The organism is Pseudomonas sp. HLS-6 (assembly GCF_002753995.1).
Classification (GTDB): domain Bacteria; phylum Pseudomonadota; class Gammaproteobacteria; order Pseudomonadales; family Pseudomonadaceae; genus Aquipseudomonas; species Aquipseudomonas defluvii.
In genome coordinates this window covers 5,094,704-5,114,740 of sequence record NZ_CP024478.1, presented here as the reverse complement: position 1 = coordinate 5,114,740, position 20,037 = coordinate 5,094,704, and the positions used below count along the sequence as shown (strand labels likewise).

The 20,037-nt window shown below is 60.9% G+C and carries 19 protein-coding genes and 1 pseudogene; 8 read left to right on the top strand and 12 right to left on the bottom strand.

Translation table 11 applies throughout. The features are described 5' to 3' along the window. The first annotated feature begins 73 nt into the window (after window positions 1-73). The gene (locus CS390_RS24120) at window positions 74-931 is read left to right on the top strand and encodes an SDR family oxidoreductase (protein WP_099776354.1); all 858 of its coding nucleotides are present in this window, start codon (window positions 74-76) and stop codon (window positions 929-931) included. A 12-nt stretch (window positions 932-943) separates the two neighbouring features. Here the strand turns inward: CS390_RS24120 and CS390_RS24115 are convergent, their stop codons facing one another. From CS390_RS24115 to CS390_RS24095, 5 genes are all read right to left on the bottom strand, one after another. Continuing rightward, the gene (locus tag CS390_RS24115) at window positions 944-1,675 is read right to left on the bottom strand and encodes a hypothetical protein (RefSeq protein WP_099776352.1); all 732 of its coding nucleotides are present in this window, start codon (window positions 1,673-1,675) and stop codon (window positions 944-946) included. 59 nt (window positions 1,676-1,734) lie between these two features. Further along, window positions 1,735-2,115 (bottom strand): RidA family protein, encoded by a 381-nt coding sequence (locus CS390_RS24110; protein ID WP_043861567.1) that lies wholly within the window; start codon window positions 2,113-2,115, stop codon window positions 1,735-1,737. Window positions 2,116-2,139: 24 nt separating this feature from the next. Beyond that, window positions 2,140-4,248, bottom strand: coding sequence for a bifunctional GTP diphosphokinase/guanosine-3',5'-bis pyrophosphate 3'-pyrophosphohydrolase (spoT, locus tag CS390_RS24105; protein ID WP_099776350.1), 2,109 nt, complete (start codon window positions 4,246-4,248; stop codon window positions 2,140-2,142). A gap of 60 nt (window positions 4,249-4,308) precedes the next feature. Further along, complete coding sequence (gene rpoZ, locus CS390_RS24100) at window positions 4,309-4,572, bottom strand: DNA-directed RNA polymerase subunit omega (protein ID WP_065758143.1); 264 nt, start codon at window positions 4,570-4,572, stop codon at window positions 4,309-4,311. Window positions 4,573-4,761: 189 nt separating this feature from the next. Further along, entirely contained in the window at window positions 4,762-5,637 is an 876-nt protein-coding gene (locus CS390_RS24095) for a LysR family transcriptional regulator (protein ID WP_099776349.1), read from the bottom strand. A gap of 245 nt (window positions 5,638-5,882) precedes the next feature. On the opposite strand from CS390_RS24095, the gene CS390_RS24090 reads away from it, so the two are divergent. The 4 genes from CS390_RS24090 to CS390_RS24075 all read left to right on the top strand — a co-directional run bounded on the left by CS390_RS24090 (window position 5,883) and on the right by CS390_RS24075 (window position 11,233). Beyond that, the gene (locus CS390_RS24090) at window positions 5,883-7,265 is read left to right on the top strand and encodes a glutamine synthetase family protein (RefSeq protein ID WP_065758145.1); all 1,383 of its coding nucleotides are present in this window, start codon (window positions 5,883-5,885) and stop codon (window positions 7,263-7,265) included. 18 nt (window positions 7,266-7,283) lie between these two features. After that, a complete protein-coding gene (locus CS390_RS24085) occupies window positions 7,284-8,777 on the top strand; it encodes an aldehyde dehydrogenase (protein WP_099776347.1) in 1,494 nt (497 codons plus the stop codon). Between the two features lie 14 nt (window positions 8,778-8,791). Continuing rightward, a complete protein-coding gene (locus CS390_RS24080) occupies window positions 8,792-9,562 on the top strand; it encodes a gamma-glutamyl-gamma-aminobutyrate hydrolase family protein (RefSeq protein ID WP_099776346.1) in 771 nt (256 codons plus the stop codon). A 114-nt stretch (window positions 9,563-9,676) separates the two neighbouring features. Next, a complete protein-coding gene (locus CS390_RS24075; RefSeq protein WP_099776344.1) occupies window positions 9,677-11,233 on the top strand; it encodes an APC family permease in 1,557 nt (518 codons plus the stop codon). Between the two features lie 11 nt (window positions 11,234-11,244). Here the strand turns inward: CS390_RS24075 and gmk are convergent, their stop codons facing one another. Then, window positions 11,245-11,865, bottom strand: coding sequence for a guanylate kinase (gene gmk, locus CS390_RS24070; RefSeq protein ID WP_099776343.1), 621 nt, complete (start codon window positions 11,863-11,865; stop codon window positions 11,245-11,247). A gap of 13 nt (window positions 11,866-11,878) precedes the next feature. After that, on the bottom strand, window positions 11,879-12,742 hold the full coding sequence (locus tag CS390_RS24065; RefSeq protein WP_099776341.1) for a YicC/YloC family endoribonuclease: 864 nt from the start codon (window positions 12,740-12,742) through the stop codon (window positions 11,879-11,881). 261 nt (window positions 12,743-13,003) lie between these two features. Here CS390_RS24065 and rph point away from each other — a divergent pair, with 261 nt between their 5' ends. Continuing rightward, complete coding sequence (rph, locus tag CS390_RS24060; protein ID WP_065758151.1) at window positions 13,004-13,726, top strand: ribonuclease PH; 723 nt, start codon at window positions 13,004-13,006, stop codon at window positions 13,724-13,726. Window positions 13,727-13,740: 14 nt separating this feature from the next. Further along, window positions 13,741-14,109: a DUF4870 domain-containing protein gene (locus CS390_RS24055; RefSeq protein ID WP_099776339.1), complete on the top strand. Its 369-nt coding sequence runs from the start codon at window positions 13,741-13,743 to the stop codon at window positions 14,107-14,109. A 185-nt stretch (window positions 14,110-14,294) separates the two neighbouring features. On the opposite strand, the gene CS390_RS24050 is transcribed toward CS390_RS24055, so the two are convergent. Next, complete coding sequence (locus tag CS390_RS24050) at window positions 14,295-15,074, bottom strand: exodeoxyribonuclease III (RefSeq protein ID WP_065758153.1); 780 nt, start codon at window positions 15,072-15,074, stop codon at window positions 14,295-14,297. 80 nt (window positions 15,075-15,154) lie between these two features. Here CS390_RS24050 and pyrE point away from each other — a divergent pair, with 80 nt between their 5' ends. Next, window positions 15,155-15,796, top strand: a complete 642-nt coding sequence (gene pyrE, locus CS390_RS24045; protein WP_065758154.1) for an orotate phosphoribosyltransferase — start codon at window positions 15,155-15,157, stop codon at window positions 15,794-15,796. An 81-nt stretch (window positions 15,797-15,877) separates the two neighbouring features. Here the strand turns inward: pyrE and argB are convergent, their stop codons facing one another. The 4 genes and pseudogenes from argB to coaBC all read right to left on the bottom strand — a co-directional run bounded on the left by argB (window position 15,878) and on the right by coaBC (window position 20,003). Further along, window positions 15,878-16,783 (bottom strand): acetylglutamate kinase, encoded by a 906-nt coding sequence (gene argB / locus CS390_RS24040; RefSeq protein ID WP_065758155.1) that lies wholly within the window; start codon window positions 16,781-16,783, stop codon window positions 15,878-15,880. A gap of 27 nt (window positions 16,784-16,810) precedes the next feature. Next, window positions 16,811-18,196, bottom strand: a pseudogene (locus CS390_RS24035) (phosphomannomutase/phosphoglucomutase); the annotation flags it as partial. Window positions 18,197-18,332: 136 nt separating this feature from the next. Then, entirely contained in the window at window positions 18,333-18,788 is a 456-nt protein-coding gene (gene dut, locus CS390_RS24030; RefSeq protein WP_065758157.1) for a dUTP diphosphatase, read from the bottom strand. Between the two features lie 6 nt (window positions 18,789-18,794). Next, window positions 18,795-20,003 carry a bifunctional phosphopantothenoylcysteine decarboxylase/phosphopantothenate--cysteine ligase CoaBC gene (gene coaBC, locus CS390_RS24025; protein ID WP_099776335.1) on the bottom strand — a complete coding sequence of 403 codons (1,209 nt, stop codon included), beginning with the start codon at window positions 20,001-20,003 and terminating at the stop codon, window positions 18,795-18,797. Window positions 20,004-20,037 lie beyond the last annotated feature (34 nt).

Here is a 20,037-nt window from a genome sequence, read left to right as displayed (position 1 = left end):
CTTTCTTCCATATTCTCTAGCTACCTATCGATTTTCGCAGATAGGCTGTGGCTTTGATAACCGGAGTTTCGAGATGTCTGCGCCCTCTGTTTTGATTGTCGGTTGTGGCGATGTCGGTGGCCGCCTGGCGACCCAATTGCAAGCTGCGCACTGGCAGGTAAGCGGCCTGCGCAGAAACATCGCGCAGTTGCCTGCAGGTGTCAGTGGAATTGCTGCTGACCTGAGCAATGCGACCTGCCCGCCCGCCTGGCCAAAGGTTGCGCCGGACTATCTGGTCTATTGCGTGGCGGCTAGCCAGCACGATGAGGCGGGTTATCGGGCGGCGTATGTCGATGGCTTGCGGCATGTGCTGGGTTGGCTTGGCGAGCAGGGGCAGCAGCCACGACGGTTGCTGTTTGTGTCCAGTAGCAGTGTCTATGCGCAAAAGGATGGGGAGTGGGTTGATGAAACCTCGGTCACTGAGCCTGAGGGCTATTCGGGGTGGCTGATGCTCGAAGCCGAGCAGGTGGCCCTGAACAGCGCCGTACCGGCGACGATTGTGCGTCTGACCGGTATCTATGGCCCTGGGCGTGAGTGGTTGTTGACGCAGGTGCGCCAAGGTTACCGGGTGACCGAGACGCCACCACTGTATGGCAACCGGATTCATGCCGAGGACGCTGCCGGGTTGCTGGCGTACCTGTTGCAGGCGGACAGCGAGGGGCGGGCGTTGGAAGATTGCTACATCGGTGTGGACGACGCGCCAGCACCGCTGTTCGAAGTGGTGGCCTGGTTGCGGGAATACCTGGGTGTCACCCAATGGTCGGAACAGGAGCGCGTGCGGCGCACGGGCAGCAAGCGCTGCCGGAACGCACGAGCACGCTCGCTGGGTTGGGTCCCGCGTTACCCGAGTTATCGGGAAGGCTACGCGGCAATCCTTGCAGGGCGCGATTGACGCGCCCCAGGTTTACTTGCGCTCCAGCAGCCAGCGGCGGGCGCCTGGACGCAGTTCAGGCATCTCGTCGTCGCGGGCCTGGTTGATGGCCTGGAAAATTTCCAGTGTCTTGCCATCACGCTTGAAGATCCACGGGCTACCCTGCTGGTTCTTCTCCAGCCACAGGCTGTCGTACTCGCCGGTCATGGTGGCGCAGTCGCCGTCCAGGCACAGGGCGTAGCGGTCCAGGTTCGGCATGCCCTCGAGGCTGCCATTGGGGCTGAACTTCATGGTCGCGCCTTGGCCTGGGCCTTCGACGATTGACCAGTCACCCTTGAGGTAGGCCTCATAGAGGGCCAGTTCAAACGTCGTGCGGGGCGGTGCGTCGAGTTGTGGCTTGTCGGCTTTATGGAAGCGCTGCTCTGGGTCGTTTTCGCTGGCCGCCTGGACCAGTTCGTCGCCATCCAGGGTCAGGCCAATGCTGTAGTTGGGATAAAACACAGCGTTCCAGCCCTTGTCGGCGGGCTGCAGTTTAGCTTCGCTGAGTTCAAAGCCGCTGGTAACCAGGGCCTGGTTGGCGGCGGTATTGATACGCCACTCCAGGTTCGGGCCGTTGCTTTGCAAGGCCTGACGCAGGTTACCGCCTTTGGCGGCTGCATCGATGGCGTTCTGGTTGATCCAGATGCCGTTGAAATCTTCAGGTTTATGACTGGCGCAGCCACCGAGCAGGGCGGCAACAAACGACAGGACGAGCGCGTAGCGCATGGCGGGGTCCTTTCAGGGAAAAGCGATGGCGAACCCTGCAAGGTTCGCCATCTGGAGCATTACTCGAGGACCAGGATCGCGTCCATTTCTACTTGCGAGCCGCGAGGCAGTGCGGCAACGCCGATGGCGGCGCGAGCAGGGTAAGGCTGTTCGAAGTAGCGGCCCATGACTTCGTTGACCTTGGCGAAGTGGCTCAGGTCGGTCAGGAAGATGTTCAGCTTGACGATGTCCTTGAACGAACCGCCAGCGGCTTCGGCGACGGCTTTCAGGTTCTCGAAGACCTGGACGGTCTGGGCTTCGAAGCCTTCAACCAGTTCCATGGTTTTTGGATCGAGCGGGATCTGCCCGGACATGTATACGGTGTTGCCGGCCTTGATCGCCTGAGAGTAGGTGCCGATGGCCGCTGGGGCCTTGTCACTGGTGATGACGGTCTTGGTCATGGATGACTCCTTGCTGTTGTCGGGCTACGTGCGCATGCGGGTGATGCGAATCACACCAGTCAGTGCACGCAGTTTCTTGATCACGCGGGCCAGGTGTACGCGGTCGTGTACGCTGACCACCAGTTGGACCACGCTGATGCGACCATCGCGTTCGTCCATGCTGATTTTCTCGATGTTGCCGTCGGCAGCGTTGACGCTGCTGGCTAGCAGGGCAATCAGGCCGCGCTGGTGTTCCAGTTCGACGCGCAACTCCACATTGAATTCGCCGGTGACGTCCTTGGCCCAGGAGAGCTGGATGCACTTTTCCGGGTTGTGGCGGATTTCGCTGATGTTGCGGCAGTTTTCCAGGTGCACGACCATGCCTTTGCCGGCCGACAGGTGGCCGACGATGGGGTCGCCCGGAATCGGTGTGCAGCATTTGGCATAGCTCAGCACCAGGCCTTCGGTGCCGCGGATGGCCAGCGGGCCTTCAGGGCTTGGCAACTGCTCGCCTTCGCTGGACAGCAGGCGGCGAGCCACTACATAGGCCATGCGATTGCCTAGGCCGATGTCTTCGAGCAGGTCTTCGATCAGTTCCAGGCGGTATTCGCTGAGCATGGCCTGGACGCGTTCCTGAGGAATTTTCTCCAGCGCGCTGTCGAAACCATGGAGCACTTTGTTCAGCAGGCGCTCGCCAAGGCTGATCGACTCGGAGCGGCGTTGCAGCTTGAGCGCGTGGCGAATGTGCGTACGGGCTTTGCCGGTCACCACGAAGTTGAGCCAGGCCGGGTTTGGCCGTGCCCCTGGCGCACTGACGATCTCGACGGTCGAGCCGCTCTGCAGTGGCTCGGACAGCGGTGCCAGGCGACGATTGATGCGGCAGGCAATGCAGCTGTTGCCGACGTCGGTGTGCACGGCATAGGCGAAGTCGACCGCCGTGGAGCCCTTGGGTAGCTCCATGATGCGGCCTTTGGGCGTGAACACGTAGACCTCGTCCGGGAAGAGGTCGATCTTCACGCTCTCGATGAATTCAAGGGAGTTGCCTGCACGTTGCTGCAACTCCAGCACGCCCTTGACCCACTGACGGGCACGGGCATGGGTACTTTTGGGCTGTTCGTCGTCACTGGATTTGTACAGCCAGTGGGCGGCGATACCGTTGTTGGCCATCTCTTCCATTTCGCGGGTGCGGATCTGGATTTCGATGGGAACACCGTGCATGCCGAACAGCGTGGTGTGCAGTGACTGGTAGCCGTTGGCCTTGGGGATCGCGATGTAGTCCTTGAAGCGACCCGGCAGTGGCTTGTACAGGTTGTGAACTGCACCGAGTACGCGGTAGCAGGTGTCGACCTTGTCGACGACGATGCGGAACGCGTAGACATCCATGATCTCGTTGAAGGCCCGGCGTTTGCCGCGCATCTTCTTGTAGATGCCATAGAGGTGTTTCTGTCGGCCGCTGACTTCGCCTTCGATCCCGTCGACCGCCAGGCAATGGCTGAGCGACTCTTCGATCTTGTTGACCAGTTCCTTGCGGTTGCCGCGGGCGCGCTTCACTGCCTGATGGATGCGTGCGGAGCGCATCGGGTACATGGCCTTGAAACCCAGGTCTTCGAATTCCACGCGCACGGCGTGCATGCCCAGGCGGTTGGCGATGGGGGCGTAGATTTCAAGGGTTTCCTTGGCGATGCGTCGGCGCTTCTCGCCGGACAGCACTTCCAGGGTGCGCATGTTGTGCAGGCGGTCGGCCAGCTTGACCAGAATCACGCGGATGTCCCGGGCCATGGCCATGGCCATTTTCTGGAAGTTTTCCGCTTGGGCCTCGGCCTTGGTTTCGAAGTTCATCTGGGTCAGCTTGCTGACCCCGTCGACCAGTTCGGCGACGGTTTCGCCAAATTGCGCTGAAAGCGCTTCCTTGGCGATACCGGTGTCTTCGATCACGTCGTGCAGCATGGCGGCCATCAGGCTCTGATGATCCATGTGCATGTCGGCAAGAATGCTCGCTACCGCAAGGGGATGGGTAACGTAAGGTTCGCCGCTGCGACGGCGTTGGCCATCGTGGGCTTGTTCGGCGTAGAAATACGCTCGGCGCACCAGGTTGACCTGGTCAGCGCCGAGGTAGGTCGACAGGCGATCGGCAAGGGCATCTATGCTCGGCAACGTACTACCTCCTGCCGATGGCTGGTGCCTTGCGCCGTGCAATGTCGACCAGGCATGAACTTAGACGGCCTCGTTGGCCTCGTCTTCAAATGCGGCAAAGATAGGCTCTTCAACGACCACATCTTCTTGAGCGACGAATTCGTTGTCGACCAGGCCGGCAGCGATTTCACGCAGTGCAACTACGGTTGGCTTGTCGTTTTCCCAGGCCACTTTGGGTTCCTTGCCACCGGTTGCCAGCTGGCGGGAACGCTTGGTGGCGAGCATGACCAGCTCGAAACGGTTATCGACGTTGTCCAGGCAATCTTCAACGGTCACGCGGGCCATGGTATTCCTCGTAGCAAATGCAATAGGCAAGCAGCCCGGATGGGCGAGCGGACTCGGTAGTTTAAAAAATCACCAGCCAATAGGGAAGCGCTGATTTCAGTTCTCGCTCAGGCGGCATGCTTTGGCCGAGAGTTTTAGCGTTAGAGCAGACGATAACCATTTGCGTGGGGTTAGCACAACTCCCTCGTGCTACTCGCCCATTGCCGCACGCAAGCGTGGGGTCAGTTCGTCGAACAGCGTCTGTACTGAGCGCAGTGCGCGGCAGTCGGGGCGAGTCAGCAGCCAGAGTTCGGTATCGCAGCCGGGCAGGGCATCGCTCAGCCGCTCCACCCCGGGGAGGCTGTCGGCCATGTAGTCAGCCAGCGCTGCGACGCCCAGCCCTGCGCCTACCAGTTGCGCGACGGCGGCCATGCTGCTGCAGCGGTAGCGTGGTACCACGCCAGGTAGGTGCTGCTCGCGCCAGACCACCGAAGCATGATCGGACATCGAGTCGTCCAGTGCGATCCAGGGCAGTGATGCCGGAGCCTCGGCCAGGCGCTGGCGATAATCGGCGTGCCCATAAACAAGGTAGGAGGCCGTGCCCAGGCAGCGACCGACCAGGTGCTCGGGGGGCGAGTTGGTCAGGCGCAGGGCGACATCGGCATCGCGTCGACTGAGGTTGGCGAAGGAGTTGGAGGTTGCCAGCTCCAGCGACAGCGCCGGGTAGGTTGGCATGAAATGGGCCAGCGCCGGCAGCAGCAGGCTGTGCAATACCGCTTCGGTGCAGGTCAGGCGCACGGTGCCGCTGACCACCTGGTCGCCGTGTTCCACCGCCACCTGGGCCGCATCCAGTGCCTGTTCGGCGCGCTCGGCTTGCTCCGCCAGCGCTTGAGCTGTGCCAGTGGGGGCGTAGCCCTTGCGGCTTTTATCGAACAGCGCCTTGCCCAGTGAGGCCTCAAGCCTGCGAATCGAGCGAAAGACGGTCGACACGTCCACCTTGAGCAGTTCGGCAGCTTTTGCCAGTGATCGCCCGCGAACCAGGGCGAGCACCAGGGTGAGATCGGTATGGCTGACCTGATATTGCATGAGTGCACTCTTAGCTTGCCGAAATGCCAATGTCTGTTGCGTTGAGGCCATTCTATAGTGAAGCAGCAGCCGCGAATCAACCTCGCCACCGGCCAGAGTGCCGAGTGCAGCGCAATAAGGATGTTCATTCGGCTGTTTCCCACGATGGGAATACTAGAAAAATAAACCAACCATCGACGCCCACAGGGCGCCTGCAACACACCCCTTCATATTGTCGCCCGATAAAAATCAAAGGATGCATAGCCATGACGTCGGTCTCCCCGTGCGCCAGCCCTTCCAGCGAGATGAGCGAGTTTCTCCAGGCTTATCCTGAAGTCCAGTTCGTGGACCTGCTCATTTCCGACATGAACGGTGTCGTGCGCGGAAAGCGAATCGAGCGTGCGAGCCTGCACAAGGTTTACGAAAAAGGTATCAACCTGCCAGCGTCGCTGTTTGCGCTGGATATCAACGGCTCGACCGTGGAAAGCACTGGCCTGGGCCTGGATATCGGTGATGCCGACCGTATTTGCTTTCCCATTCCCGGCACGTTGAGCTACGAGCCTTGGCAGAAGCGTCCTACCGCGCAGCTGCTGATGACCATGCACGAGCTGGATGGCACCCCTTTCTTCGCTGACCCGCGAGAAGTGCTACGCAGCGTGGTGGAGAAATTCGATGCGCTGGGCCTGACCATCTGCGCCGCCTTCGAGCTGGAGTTCTACCTGATCGATCAGGACAACGTGAATGGCCGCCCACAGCCGCCCCGTTCGCCGATCTCGGGTAAGCGTCCGCAGTCCACTCAGGTCTACCTGATCGATGATCTGGACGAGTACGTCGATTGCCTGCAGGACATGCTTGAGGCGGCCAAAGAGCAGGACATCCCGGCTGACGCCATCGTCAAGGAAAGCGCCCCGGCACAGTTCGAGGTCAACCTGCATCACGTCGAAGATGCGATCAAGGCCTGCGACTACGCCGTCCTGCTCAAGCGTCTGATCAAGAACATCGCCTACGACCATGAAATGGACTCCACTTTCATGGCCAAGCCGTACCCTGGCCAGGCGGGCAACGGTTTGCACGTGCATATCTCGTTGCTGGACAAGAAAACCGGCAAGAACATCTTCACCAGTGATGAGCCCGAGCAGAACGACGCGCTGCGCCACGCCATTGGTGGCGTGTTGGAAACCCTGCCGGCTTCGATGGCTTTTCTCTGCCCGAACGTCAACTCGTACCGGCGTTTCGGTGCCCAGTTCTATGTGCCGAATGCGCCAAGCTGGGGCCTGGACAACCGTACTGTAGCCCTGCGCGTACCCACCGGCAGTGCTGACGCAGTGCGCATCGAGCACCGTGTTGCCGGTGCTGATGCCAACCCGTACTTGATGATGGCGGCAATCCTCTCCGGCATTCATCACGGCCTGACCAACAAGATTGAGCCGGGTGCGCCGGTGGAAGGCAACTCCTACGAGCAGCTGGAGCAGAGCTTGCCAAACAACTTGCGCGACGCACTGCGCGAGCTGGATGACAGCGAAGTGCTGAACAAGTACATCAGCCCGGACTACATCGATGTCTTTGTCGCCTGCAAGGAAAGTGAGCTGTCAGAATTTGAAGTATCGATCTCGGATCTCGAATACAACTGGTACCTGCATACGGTGTAAGGCCTGGAGCACACGAACATGACCACCTTGTCCCGCGCACAATGGGAATCCCTTTTCCAGAACCTGAGTATCGAAGGGCGTGCCTTTATCGATGGCCAGTACCAGGCTGCTGTCTCGGCTGAAACCTTCGAGAGCCTGAGCCCGGTCGATGGCCGTCACTTGGCCAATATCGCCAGTTGTGATGCCGCAGATGCCGAGCGTGCTGTCCTGGCGGCCCGCCGCAGTTTTGAAAGCGGCGCCTGGTCGGGCCTGGCACCGGCCCAGCGCAAGCGTGTGCTGATTGCTTTCGCTGACGCGCTGTTGGCCAACGCCGAGGAGCTGGCACTGCTGGAAACCCTGGATATGGGCAAGCCGATCAGTGACTCGCTCAGCATCGACGTGCCAGGCGCGGCGAATGCAATCCGCTGGAGCGCCGAGGCCATTGATAAGGTCTACGACGAAGTGGCGCCAACGCCGGTCGACCAACTGGGTTTGGTTACCCGCGAAGCGGTGGGCGTGGTCGCGGCGATCGTGCCGTGGAACTTCCCCCTGATGATGGCCTGCTGGAAGCTTGGCCCGGCGCTGGCTACCGGTAACTCGGTGATCCTCAAGCCTTCGGAAAAGTCGCCACTGACCGCCATTCGTATCGCTCAACTGGCCATCGAAGCCGGCATTCCTGCGGGCGTGTTGAACGTGCTGCCAGGCTATGGCCACACCGTCGGCAAGGCCCTGGCCCTGCACATGGACGTGGACACTCTGGTGTTCACCGGCTCGACCAGAATCGCCAAGCAACTGATGATTTATGCCGGCGAATCGAACATGAAGCGTGTCTGGCTGGAGGCTGGCGGCAAGAGCCCGAACATTGTCTTTGCCGACGCTCCTGACCTGCAGGCAGCGGCTGACGCCGCCGCTTGCGCCATTGCCTTCAACCAGGGCGAAGTGTGTGTGGCGGGCTCGCGCCTGCTGGTCGAGCGCAGCATCAAGGATCGCTTCCTGCCGATGGTCATCGAGGCGCTCAAGGCCTGGAAGCCCGGCCATTCGCTGGACCCGACTACTCGGGTTGGCGCCCTGGTGGACGGCACCCAGTTGGATACCGTGCTGGGCTATGTCGAGGCCGGTGCCGCCGACGGTGCGACGCTGGTCGCCGGTGGCAAGCGCGTGCTGGAAGAAACCGGCGGCGTCTATGTGGAGCCGACGATCTTTGATGGTGTGGACAATGCCATGCGTATTGCCCGTGAAGAGATCTTCGGCCCGGTGCTGTCAGTGATTGCGTTCGATACCGCCGAAGAAGCCATCAGCATTGCCAACGACTCACCGTTCGGCCTGGCCGCAGCGGTCTGGAGCAGCGACCTGTCCAAGGCACACCGCACGGCCAAGGCCCTGCGCGCTGGCAGTGTCTGGGTCAACCAGTACGACGGTGGTGACATGACGGCGCCGTTCGGCGGCTTCAAGCAGTCCGGTAACGGGCGTGACAAGTCACTGCATGCGTTCGACAAGTACACCGAACTCAAGGCGACCTGGATCAAGTTGTAAACGAGGGCTGACAGATGAAGCAGGTTACCCCACTGATTGGCGTCACTGCCTGCCGCCAGCAACTGGAAAAGAATTCCTCGCACACGGCGGGTGACAAGTATGTCGAGGCTGCAGGCTTCGCCGGGATTCCCCTGATATTGCCTGCGCGTGCCGAGCCTGTGGCTGCAGAGCTCGTGCTAGAGCGGTTGGATGGCATTCTTTTTACCGGTTCGCCTTCAAATGTGGAGCCGCATCATTACAATGGCAGCCCCAGCGCGGAGGGAACCCGACACGATGTGTACCGTGATCGCCTGACCCTGCCGTTGTTGCGTGCGGCGATTGCGGCGGGCGTGCCTGTGTTTTGCATTTGCCGTGGTTTCCAGGAGCTGAATGTGAGCCTCGGTGGCAGCCTGCATCAACAGGTTCATGAGTTGCCTGGCTACCTGGACCACCGCGAGCCGAAAGACGTTGCGCTGGAGGTGCAATACGCCCCGCAGCACTCAGTGAGCGTGCAGCCGGGTGGGCTTTTCGAGCGCTTGGGGCTGCCCACGGTTTTCGAGGTCAACTCGTTGCATGGCCAGGGCATCGAGCGCCTGGCCAGTGGCCTGCGGGTCGAAGCCGTTGCGCCGGATGGATTGGTCGAGGCGGTCACGCTGGATAACGCGCCAGGGTTTGTTCTTGGCGTTCAGTGGCATCCGGAATGGCGTTTTACCGACAACCCTGTCTCGTTGCGCCTGTTTCAGGCGTTCCGCGAGGCTTGTATCGCCCATGCGGCGGGAAAGCGTGTTGAGGTGGCGGCCATTTGAGGCTGTCCGGCGCCCCCGGATGTCATGAATCAAGCAGTGAGCTTTCCATGAGTGAAAGCGGGTGCCTTGCAAGACGCCCATCTAGAACAATACCAATAGCGACGGCAAATACTCATGAGTGAATACACAGAAGCGAGTCGGCCTCCGGGCTCGGCAGAGTCGGCGCAGGCCAGCTCAGGCGCTTCCACCCACCGCAGCAAAGGGCTGGCCAAGGGCCGGCTCGGGCTGCTTGCCAGCATTGTGCTTGGCATCTCCACCATTGCGCCGGTTTATACCCTGACCGGCGCGCTCGGGCCTACCGTGCGCGAAGTCGGCGCACACCTGCCAGCGGTGTTCCTTGTCGGCTTCCTGCCCATGCTGCTGGTTGCGCTGGGCTACCGCGAGCTGAACGCTGCCGAGCCCGATAGCGGCACGTCATTCACCTGGTCTGCCCGTGCTTTTGGCCCGATGATTGGCTGGATCGGCGGTTGGGGCCTGGTCACCGCGACGACCATTGTGTTGTCCAACCTGGCGGGTGTGGCGGTGGACTTCTTCTACCTGTTCCTCGGCCAGCTCAGCGGCAGCCATGAGGTGTCTGCGCTGAGCGATAACCTGTTGGTCAACGTCACCACCTGTTGTGTCTTTATTGCCATGGCCGTGTGGATCTGCTGCCGTGGCATGGGTACTACCATGACGGTGCAGTATGGCCTGGTGGCCTTGCAACTGGTGGTGCTGATCGGTTTCTCCATGGCCGCGTTCGGTGGGTCGCCGACCATCCCGCCGCTGCAATTCGACTCAGACTGGTTCAACCCGTTTGGCGTCGAGTCGTTCTCCTCGTTTGCAGCCGGGCTGTCGCTGTCGATCTTCATTTTCTGGGGGTGGGACGTCTGCCTGACCGTGAGCGAAGAGTCGGTGGGCAGTGAAGAAGTGCCTGGCAAGGCTGCCACCTGGACCGTGTTGTTGATCCTTGGCCTGTACCTTGTGACCGGTATTGCTACCTTGCAGTTCGCCGGTATCGGTGACATTGGCCTGGGGCTGGGCAACCCGCGCATTCAAGAGAACGTCTTCGCACACCTGGCCGGCCCGGTCATGGGGCCGCTGGCTATCCTGATGTCCATTGCGGTATTGGCCAGTACCGCGGCGTCCCTGCAGTCGACCTTCGTCTCGCCAGCGCGCACGCTGCTGGCCATGGGGTACTACGGTGCCGTGCCTGAGCGATTTGCCAGCATCTGCCCGCGCTCACAGACGCCACGCTACGCGACCATCTGTGCAGGCGTTGCAGCCGGCCTGTTCTACGTCACCATGCGCACCCTGAGTGAAAACGTATTGGCCGACACCATCACCGCGCTGGGGATGATGATCTGCTTCTACTACTCGCTGACGGCGTTCGCGTGCGTGTGGTACTTCCGCGACAGCCTGTTCGACAGCCTGCGTCACTTCATGATGCGCGGCCTGTGCCCCTTCGTGGGCGGCGGGATTCTGTCGGTGATCTTCGTTCAGACCGCCATCGACAGTGCTTCACCGTCGTTCGGCAGTGGCTCGCATGTCGCAGGCCTGGGCCTGGTGTTCGTGATCGCGATGATCATTCTGTTGCTGGGCATCTTCCTGATGGTGCTGTCGCGCATGCGTGCACCAGCGTTCTTCCTGGGGATGACCCTGCATCGGCAGGCAACGCTGCCCTGCCGACGCTGAGACGGCGCCAATCAGGCGAGCAACTGTTTGAGTAGCTCGCTGTGGCGCTGTTGCTGGCTCTTCTGCTGCAGGCGGTTGGCCCTGAAGATCGCCTTGAGGTCTTCAAGGGCCACGGCGAAGTCATCGTTGATGATGACGAAGTCGTACTCGTTGTAGTGGCTCATCTCGCTGACGGCTTCACGCATCCGTCCCTCGATGATCTCATCGCTGTCCTGGCCACGGTTGGTCAGGCGCTGGCGCAGGGCCTGCTGGCTCGGCGGCAGGATGAAGATCGAGCGTGCCTGTGGCATCTGCTTGCGTACTTGTTCGGCACCCTGCCAGTCGATTTCCAGAATCAGGTCGTGGCCTTCGTCCAGGGTTTGCTGCAGCGTGCTCTGCGACGTGCCGTAGAGGTTGCCGAAGACTTCGGCCTGCTCCAGAAAGTCGCCGTGTTCGGTCATGCGGATGAACTCGGCGCGATCGACGAAGTGGTAGTTCACCCCGTTTTCTTCGCCCGGACGCATGGCGCGGGTGGTGTGCGAGACCGAAACGCGAATGCTCGGCTCAGCGTCGATGAGGGCTTTGACCAGGCTGGTCTTGCCGGCGCCGGAAGGGGCCGAGATGATGTAGAGGATGCCGCTGCTGTGGTTCATGGTCGGGGTGGCCTTACTCAATGTTCTGTACTTGTTCACGCATCTGCTCGATCAGGACCTTGAGGTTGACCGCTGCTTGGGTGCTACGTGGGTCGAAGGCTTTGGAGCCAAGGGTGTTCGCTTCGCGGTTCAGCTCCTGCATCAGGAAGTCGAGACGCCGGCCTGCGGCACCACCGGACTTGAGTACACGGCGTACCTCGGTCATGTGGGTGCTCAGGCGGTCCAGCTCTTCGGCGACGTCGCTTTTCTGGGCCAGTAGCACCATCTCCTGTTCCAGGCGCTGCGGATCGAGTTCGGCTTTCATGTCCGTGAAGCGATCCAGGACCTTCTGGCGCTGAACGGCCAGCATCTGCGGTACCAGGGCGCGCAGGGTCGTGACCTCGGTGGCCATGTTGTCCAGGCGTTCGTTGATCAGCCTGGCCAGCTCGGTGCCCTCGCGGTTGCGACCGTTGCGCAGCTCCTTCAGGGCCTCTTCAAACAGGCTCATAGCCTCGATATTCAACGCTTGCGGGTCTGTTGCGTCTGCCACCAGTACGCCTGGCCACGCCAGCACTTCCAGCGGGTTGAGCGCAGCAGGCTGCTTGATCAGGCTGGCGACGGTCTCGGCGGCGGCAACCAGTTGCGCAGCGCGCTCGCGATCAACCTGCAAGGGTTTGCCAGTGCTTTCTTCATTGAAGCGCAACGTGCATTCGACCTTGCCGCGTGACAGGCCCTGACGGAGGGCTTCACGTACCGTGCCTTCAAGGTCGCGGAAGGCATCAGGCAGACGTAAGTGGGGTTCCAGGTAGCGGTGGTTGACCGAGCGCAATTCCCAGATGAGGGTACCTTGGGCGCCAGCGCGTTCGGCGCGGGCAAAGGCGGTCATGCTATGCACCATGGGAAGTACCTCGCAGTAGGTTGAAGGGAAGCCGACAGGCTGCAAAGGCGCAGGATTGTAGCGCAGTGCGAGGTGTGCTCCCAATCCACTGATGTTACAAACACTCTCTGGATTACCGGAAAAAACCGACCAACGTCTCTGGCTCAAGGCTGGCGTGTACTCTGCGGGCGCATAAACAGCTGTTTCTACCCTGGGCATGTCCAGCGGAGCCCGGGCGCTCTATAATGCTGGGCAGATTCAAGTCCAGTACAGGTATCCCCTATGAAACGTCCAAGTGGTCGCGTTGCCGATCAGCTCCGCTCGATCCGCATCACCCGCAACTACACCAAGCACGCCGAAGGGTCGGTACTGGTCGAGTTCGGCGACACCAAAGTCGTCTGCACGGTCAGCGTCGAAAATGGTGTTCCCCGGTTCCTCAAAGGTCAGGGCCAAGGTTGGCTGACAGCAGAGTACGGCATGCTGCCGCGTTCCACTGGTGAGCGTAACCAGCGCGAAGCCAGCCGTGGCAAACAGGGTGGCCGCACCCTGGAAATCCAGCGTTTGATCGGCCGCTCGCTGCGTGCTGCGCTGGACATGAGCAAGCTCGGCGACATTACCCTCTACGTCGACTGCGACGTGATCCAGGCCGATGGCGGTACCCGCACGGCGTCGATCACCGGTGCCATGGTCGCGCTGGTCGATGCCCTGCGTGTCGTCAAGAAGCGTGGTGGCCTCAAGGGCGGTGACCCGCTCAAGCACATGATCGCTGCCGTTTCGGTGGGCATGTACCAAGGCGTTCCAGTGCTCGACCTGGACTACCTGGAAGACTCCGCTGCCGAGACTGACCTGAACGTGGTCATGACCAGCGCCGGTGGCTTCATCGAAGTGCAGGGCACCGCTGAAGGCGCGCCGTTCCAGCCTGAAGAGCTCAATGCCATGCTGGCATTGGCGCAAAAAGGCATGAGCGACCTCTTCGAGCTGCAGAGCGCTTCGCTGGCCGACTGAGTGAGGATGGCCTGATGGGCGAACAACCTCTGAATGTATCCACCCCGAGTGCAGATGTGCGCCAGTGGGCGATGTTCTGCCACCTCGCGGCGTTCTGCGGGTTGTTGTTCCCCTTCGGCAACTTGCTGGGGCCGTTGATCATCTGGCAATGGAAGCGTGAGCTGGACCCGTTCATCGATGCCCAAGGTAAGGAATCGCTGAACTTCCAGATTACCGTGACCATTGCCTACGTGATCTGCATCGCACTGTTCATCCTATTGATTGGCTTTGCGTTGCTCGGCCTGCTGGTAGTGGCCGCAGCCATCCTGATGATCATCGCTTCGGTCAAGGTCAATGAGGGGCAGGCGTATCGCTACCCCTTTACCTGGCGGGTGATTCAGTAGCGGCAGGGTTGTTGGCTTTTCCTGTGGGATGCAGGCTTGCCTGCGATGGCGTCGGCGGGGTGCCAATGAGTACGCGGCGCCTGCATCGTTGGCAAGCCAACTCCCACAGGGTGCCTTGCGTTATTTTTGGCACATAAAAACGAACCCCCGCTGAAAAGCGGGGGTTCGTTTTTGTACGTGACCGTTTAAATGGTCAGCGTCCAGTCATAGTCCACGATCAGTGGCGCATGCTGGGAGAAGCGTGGCTGGCGTGGCAGGCGTGCGCTACGCACGAAGCGACGCAGGCCTGGTGTCAGCAACTGGTAGTCGAAGCGATAGCCCAGGTTGAGCATCTCGGCCTGTTCGTTGTCCGGCCACCAGCTGTACTGCTCGCCTTCGCGGCTGACTTCGCGCAGGGCATCGACATAGCCCATGTCGCCGACGATGGTGTCCATCCAGGCCCGTTCCGGGGCCAGGAAGCCCGGGGACTGCTGGCTGTCGCGCCAGTTCTTGATGTCGAGCTTCTGCTGCGCGACATACAGCGAGCCGCAGTAGATGTATTCACGACGCTTGCGACGTTGCTTGTCCAGGTACTTGGCGAAGTCGTCCATCAACTTGAACTTCTGGTTCAAGTCTTCGTCGCCGTTCTGCCCGGAAGGCAGCAGCAAGGTGGCAATACTGACTTTGTCGAAGTCTGCCTGCAGGTAACGTCCGTAGCGGTCGGCTGTCTCGAAGCCCAGGCCGCTGATGACTGCCTTGGGCTGCAAGCGCGAGTAAAGTGCCACACCGCCTTGGGCGGGGACTTCTGCGTCGCAGGCATAAAGGAAGTAGCCATCGAGCTGGAAAGCTGGGTCGTCGAGTTCAAAGGCCGAGGCGCGGGTATCCTGAAGGCAGATGACGTCGGCATTCTGGGCTTGCAGCCAACTGAGCAAACCACGCTCGACTGCAGCCTGAATGCCATTTACGTTCACACTGATGATCCGCATAAATGGCCCCAAAAATCTCGTGCGTGTATGATACCCGAGCTGTACTCAATTAGCTAAATCCGTGGCATCCGGGACTCTACATGCAGCCGTATCAGCGCGACTTTATTCGTTTTGCCATCGATCGTGGGGTTCTGCGCTTCGGTGAGTTCACCCTCAAGTCGGGGCGTACCAGCCCGTATTTCTTCAATGCCGGCCTGTTCAACAGCGGCGCGGCCCTGGCTCAGCTCGGGCGTTTCTATGCGGCGGCGATTGTCGACAGCAAGATTCCGTTCGACGTGCTGTTCGGCCCGGCCTACAAAGGCATCCCGCTGGCAGCGGCGACCGCTGTAGCGCTGGCTGAGCATCACCAGCTCGACGTGCCGTGGTGCTTCAACCGCAAGGAAGCCAAGAGCCATGGCGAAGGCGGCAGCCTGGTCGGCGCGCCACTGACCGGCGACGTATTGATCATCGACGACGTGATCACTGCCGGCACGGCGATTCGCGAGGTCATGCAGATCATCCAGGGGCAGCAGGCCAAGGCCGCTGGCGTGCTGATCGCACTGAACCGTCAGGAGCGCGGCAACGGCGAGTTGTCGGCGATCCAGGAAGTGGAGCGTGACTTTGGTATCCCGGTGGTCAGCATTGTTTCGTTGACCCAGGTACTGGAGTTCCTCGCTGACGATCCAGCGCTCAAGCAGCATCTGCCTGCGGTCGAGGCGTACCGGGCCCAGTACGGTATCTGAAGCCCATGCGCAACAAAAAGGCCCTGCAATGCAGGGCCTTTTTGCTTCTCTGGTGTGCCACCAGCTCGGGAGCTGAGGCTGTTACTCAGGCTTCTGATTGGTAATCAGGGTGCCGACGCCGCTGTCGGTGAAGATTTCCAGCAGGACCGCATTCGGTACCCGACCGTCGATGATGTGCGAGCTGTTGACGCCGCCCTGGACGGCTTCCAGCGCGCAGCGAATCTTCGGCAGCATGCCGCCGTAGATGGTGCCATCGGCGATCAGGTCGTTGACCTGCTCGGTGGTCAGACCGGTCAGCACGTGACCTTGCTTGTCCATCAGGCCTGCGATGTTGGTCAGCAGGATCAACTTCTCGGCCTTCAGGGCTTCGGCGACCTTGCCAGCGACCAGGTCGGCGTTGATGTTGTAGGACTCGCCGTTGGCACCAACACCAATCGGTGCGATCACCGGGATGAAGTCGCCCTTGACCAGCATGTTCAGCAGGTCGGTATTTACCCCAACCACTTCGCCTACATGGCCGATGTCGATGATTTCAGGCGAGGTCATTTCCGGGGTCTGACGGGTGACCTTGAGCTTCTTCGCACGAATCAGCTCAGCGTCCTTACCGGTCAGGCCGATGGCGCTGCCGCCATGACGGTTGATCAGGTTGACGATGTCCTTGTTGACCTGGCCACCGAGAACCATCTCGACCACGTCCATGGTTTGTGCGTCAGTGACGCGCATGCCATCGATAAAGTGGCTCTCGATCGACAGGCGCTTGAGCAGATCGCCGATCTGCGGGCCGCCGCCATGTACGACCACAGGGTTGATACCCACGGCTTTCATCAGGACCACGTCACGGGCGAAACCGGTTTTGAGCTCTTCGCTCTCCATCGCGTTGCCGCCGTACTTGATCACCAGGGTCTTGCCGACAAAGCGGCGGATATAAGGCAGCGCTTCGGACAATACCTGGGCGACATGGGTGGCGGCATCACGATCGAGGGTCATGCAAAGCTCCAGTGGAACAGTAGTCGGTCAGAACGGTAGTTGCAGGTTGGGTTCAACACGCTTCAGTTGCGCGTGGAAAACATCCTTGATGCGTTGCAGTTCGGCGTCGGTTTCGGCTTCAAAGCGCAGCACCAGTACCGGGGTGGTATTGGAGGCGCGCACCAGGCCCCAGCCGTTGGGGTAGTCGACTCGAACACCATCAATGGTGGTCAGGCTGGCTTCGCCCCAATCCGCATCACGCTGCAGTGCATCAATGATGCTGAATTTACCTTCGTCGGTCACTTCAATGTTGATTTCCGGCGTGGAAATATCATTTGGGAAGGCGGCGAACAGGGTTTCGGCGTCGACCGACTCCTTGCTGAGGATTTCCAGCAGCCGCGCGGCGCTGTAAATACCGTCGTCGAAGCCGAACCAACGCTCCTTGATGAAGATGTGTCCGCTCATCTCGCCGGCCAGCAGGGCGCCGCTCTGCTTCATTTTCTTCTTGATCAGCGAATGACCGGTTTTCCACATCAGTGGACGACCACCGTACTGCTCGATCAATGGGCTCAGGCGGCGGGTGCATTTGACGTCGAAGATGATTTCGGCGCCCGGGTTGCGGGCCAGTACGTCCTTGGCAAACAGCATCAGCAAGCGGTCCGGGTAGACGATGTTGCCGGTGTTGGTCACGACACCGACGCGGTCGCCGTCGCCGTCAAAGGCCAGGCCCAGGTCCGCGCCGGTCTCTTTCACCTTGGCGATCAGGTCGACCAGGTTTTCGGGCTTGCCTGGGTCTGGATGGTGGTTCGGGAAGTTGCCGTCCACTTCGCAGAACAGCGGAATCATCTCGCAGCCCAAGGCTTCGATCAGTTGTGGGGCAATGACACCGGCTGCGCCGTTGCCGCAGTCCACGACGACCTTGAGCTTTTTCGCCAACTTGATGTCGCCAGTGATCTGCTGGAAGTAGCGATCAAGGATTTCGACGCGCTCGACATGGCCTTGGCCATGGCTCAGGTCGTTGGTCTTCAGGCGGGTCAGCAGCGCCTGGATCTGCTCGTTGGCCAGGGTGTCACCGGCGATGACGATCTTGAAACCGTTGTAGTTCGGTGGGTTGTGGCTGCCGGTCAGCATGACGCCGGATTTGCCGGCGAGAACGTTGGCGGCGTAGTACAGGGCAGGCGTAGGCACCAGGCCCACGTCGCTGACCTGGCAACCGGCCTCGGCCAGACCTTTGATCAACTGCTCGACCAGCATCGGCCCGGACAGGCGGCCGTCACGGCCCACTGAAACTTGCGGCTCACCTTGAGCCAGGCTCTGGGCACCAATGGCCCGGCCAATCCAATAGGCAGTCTCGGCGGTCAGGGTGTCGCCAACCACGCCACGAATGTCATAGGCGCGAAAGATGCTTTCAGGGAGTGTGGGTGCCAGTTGTGTCATGTCATTCATCACTGGGGAGCTCCAATCTCAAGGGCGTGCGGTGCAGGCTCAAATTGAGCGCTTTGACAGTGTTTCTGCCAGAGCGTTCGCCAATCCGTTGGGTTGCGTTGGGCAGCCGAGGCTGCCCGGTGGGTCAGTGGCTGCCGGAGTGGCCGAAGCCACCCGCGCCGCGTTGGCTTTCATCGAACGTTTCGACGATGTCGAAATGGGCTTGTACCACCGGTACCAGCACCAGTTGGGCGATTCGCTCGCCAACAGCGATGGTGAATGCGGTCTGGCCGCGGTTCCAGCAGGACACCATCAGTTCGCCCTGGTAGTCGGAGTCGATCAGGCCGACCAGGTTGCCCAGCACGATGCCGTGCTTATGGCCAAGGCCCGAGCGTGGCAGGATCAGGGCTGCCAGGCCTGGGTCGCCGATGTACACCGACAGGCCAGTCGGGATCAGCAGGGTCTGGCCTGGCTCCAGGACGGTGTCTTCCTTGAGCATGGCACGCAGGTCAAGGCCGGCGGAGCCTGGGGTGGCGTACTGTGGCAGCGGGAATTCGTTGCCGATGCGAGGGTCGAGAATCTTGGCTTGTAGAGCGTGCATGCGCGATTAAACCTGGTTAAGACGTTCAGCAATAAAGGCGATCAGCTGACGGGCGATCTTGCCTTTGCTGGTCTGGGCGAAAAGGGTTTCTTGCAGTTGCCGGTCGATCACGCTGCAGGCGTTCTCTTCGCTGTTGAAGCCAATGCTGGGGTTGGCGACATCGTTGGCGACGATCAGGTCAAGGTTCTTGTCCTTGAGCTTGCGTGCGGCGTAGTCGAGCAGGTGTTCGGTCTCGGCGGCAAAGCCGACACTGAACGGACGATCCGGACGGGTGGCGATGGTGGCAAGGATATCGGGGTTGCGCACCATCTGCAGCAGCAGGCCGTCACCGGTGGTCGGGTCTTTCTTGAGCTTTTGTGGGGCTACGACCTCTGGCCGGTAGTCCGCAACCGCTGCCGAGGCAATAAACAGGTCGCAGGGAATGGCGGCTTCACACGCGGCGAGCATGTCGCGGGCGCTGACCACATCGATGCGGGTCACCCGGTCAGGGGTTGGCAGGTGTACAGGGCCAGTGACCAGCGTGACCTTGGCACCCGCTTCGACCGCTGCTTCGGCCAGGGCAAAGCCCATTTTGCCGGAGCTGTGGTTGGTGATGTAGCGCACCGGGTCGATGTTTTCCTGGGTCGGGCCGGCCGTAATCAGTACATGCTTGCCGGTCAGCGACTCGCGCTTGAAGCATTCGGCGGCATGCCACGCCAGGTCGTTGGCTTCAAGCATGCGGCCCAGGCCTACATCACCACAGGCCTGGCTACCGGACGCCGGGCCGAATACCTGGATCTGGCGGCTTTGCAGCAGTTCAAGGTTGGCCTGGGTGGCCGGGTCGCGCCACATGGCCTGGTTCATGGCCGGGGCGACGGCAACCGTCGCATCAGTGGCCAGCACCAGTGTGGTCAGCAGGTCATTGGCGACGCCTTGGGCCAGGCGTGCGATCAGGTCAGCGGTGGCCGGTGCGATCAGCACCAGGTCGGCCCACTTTGCCAGCTCGATATGGCCCATGGCCGCTTCGGCCGCCGGGTCGAGCAGGTCCAGATGAACCGGGTGCCCGGACAGTGCCTGCATCGTCAGGGGGGTAATGAATTCGGCACCGCCACGGGTCATGACGACACGGACTTGCGCGCCGTGCTCCAGAAGTCGGCGAACCAGTTCGGCACTCTTGTAGGCGGCGATGCCGCCGCCGACGCCGAGAACAATGCGTTTCCGATACAGCCGCTGCATAGGCTTGCCTTGTCAAATCAGGGTTTGCACGTGC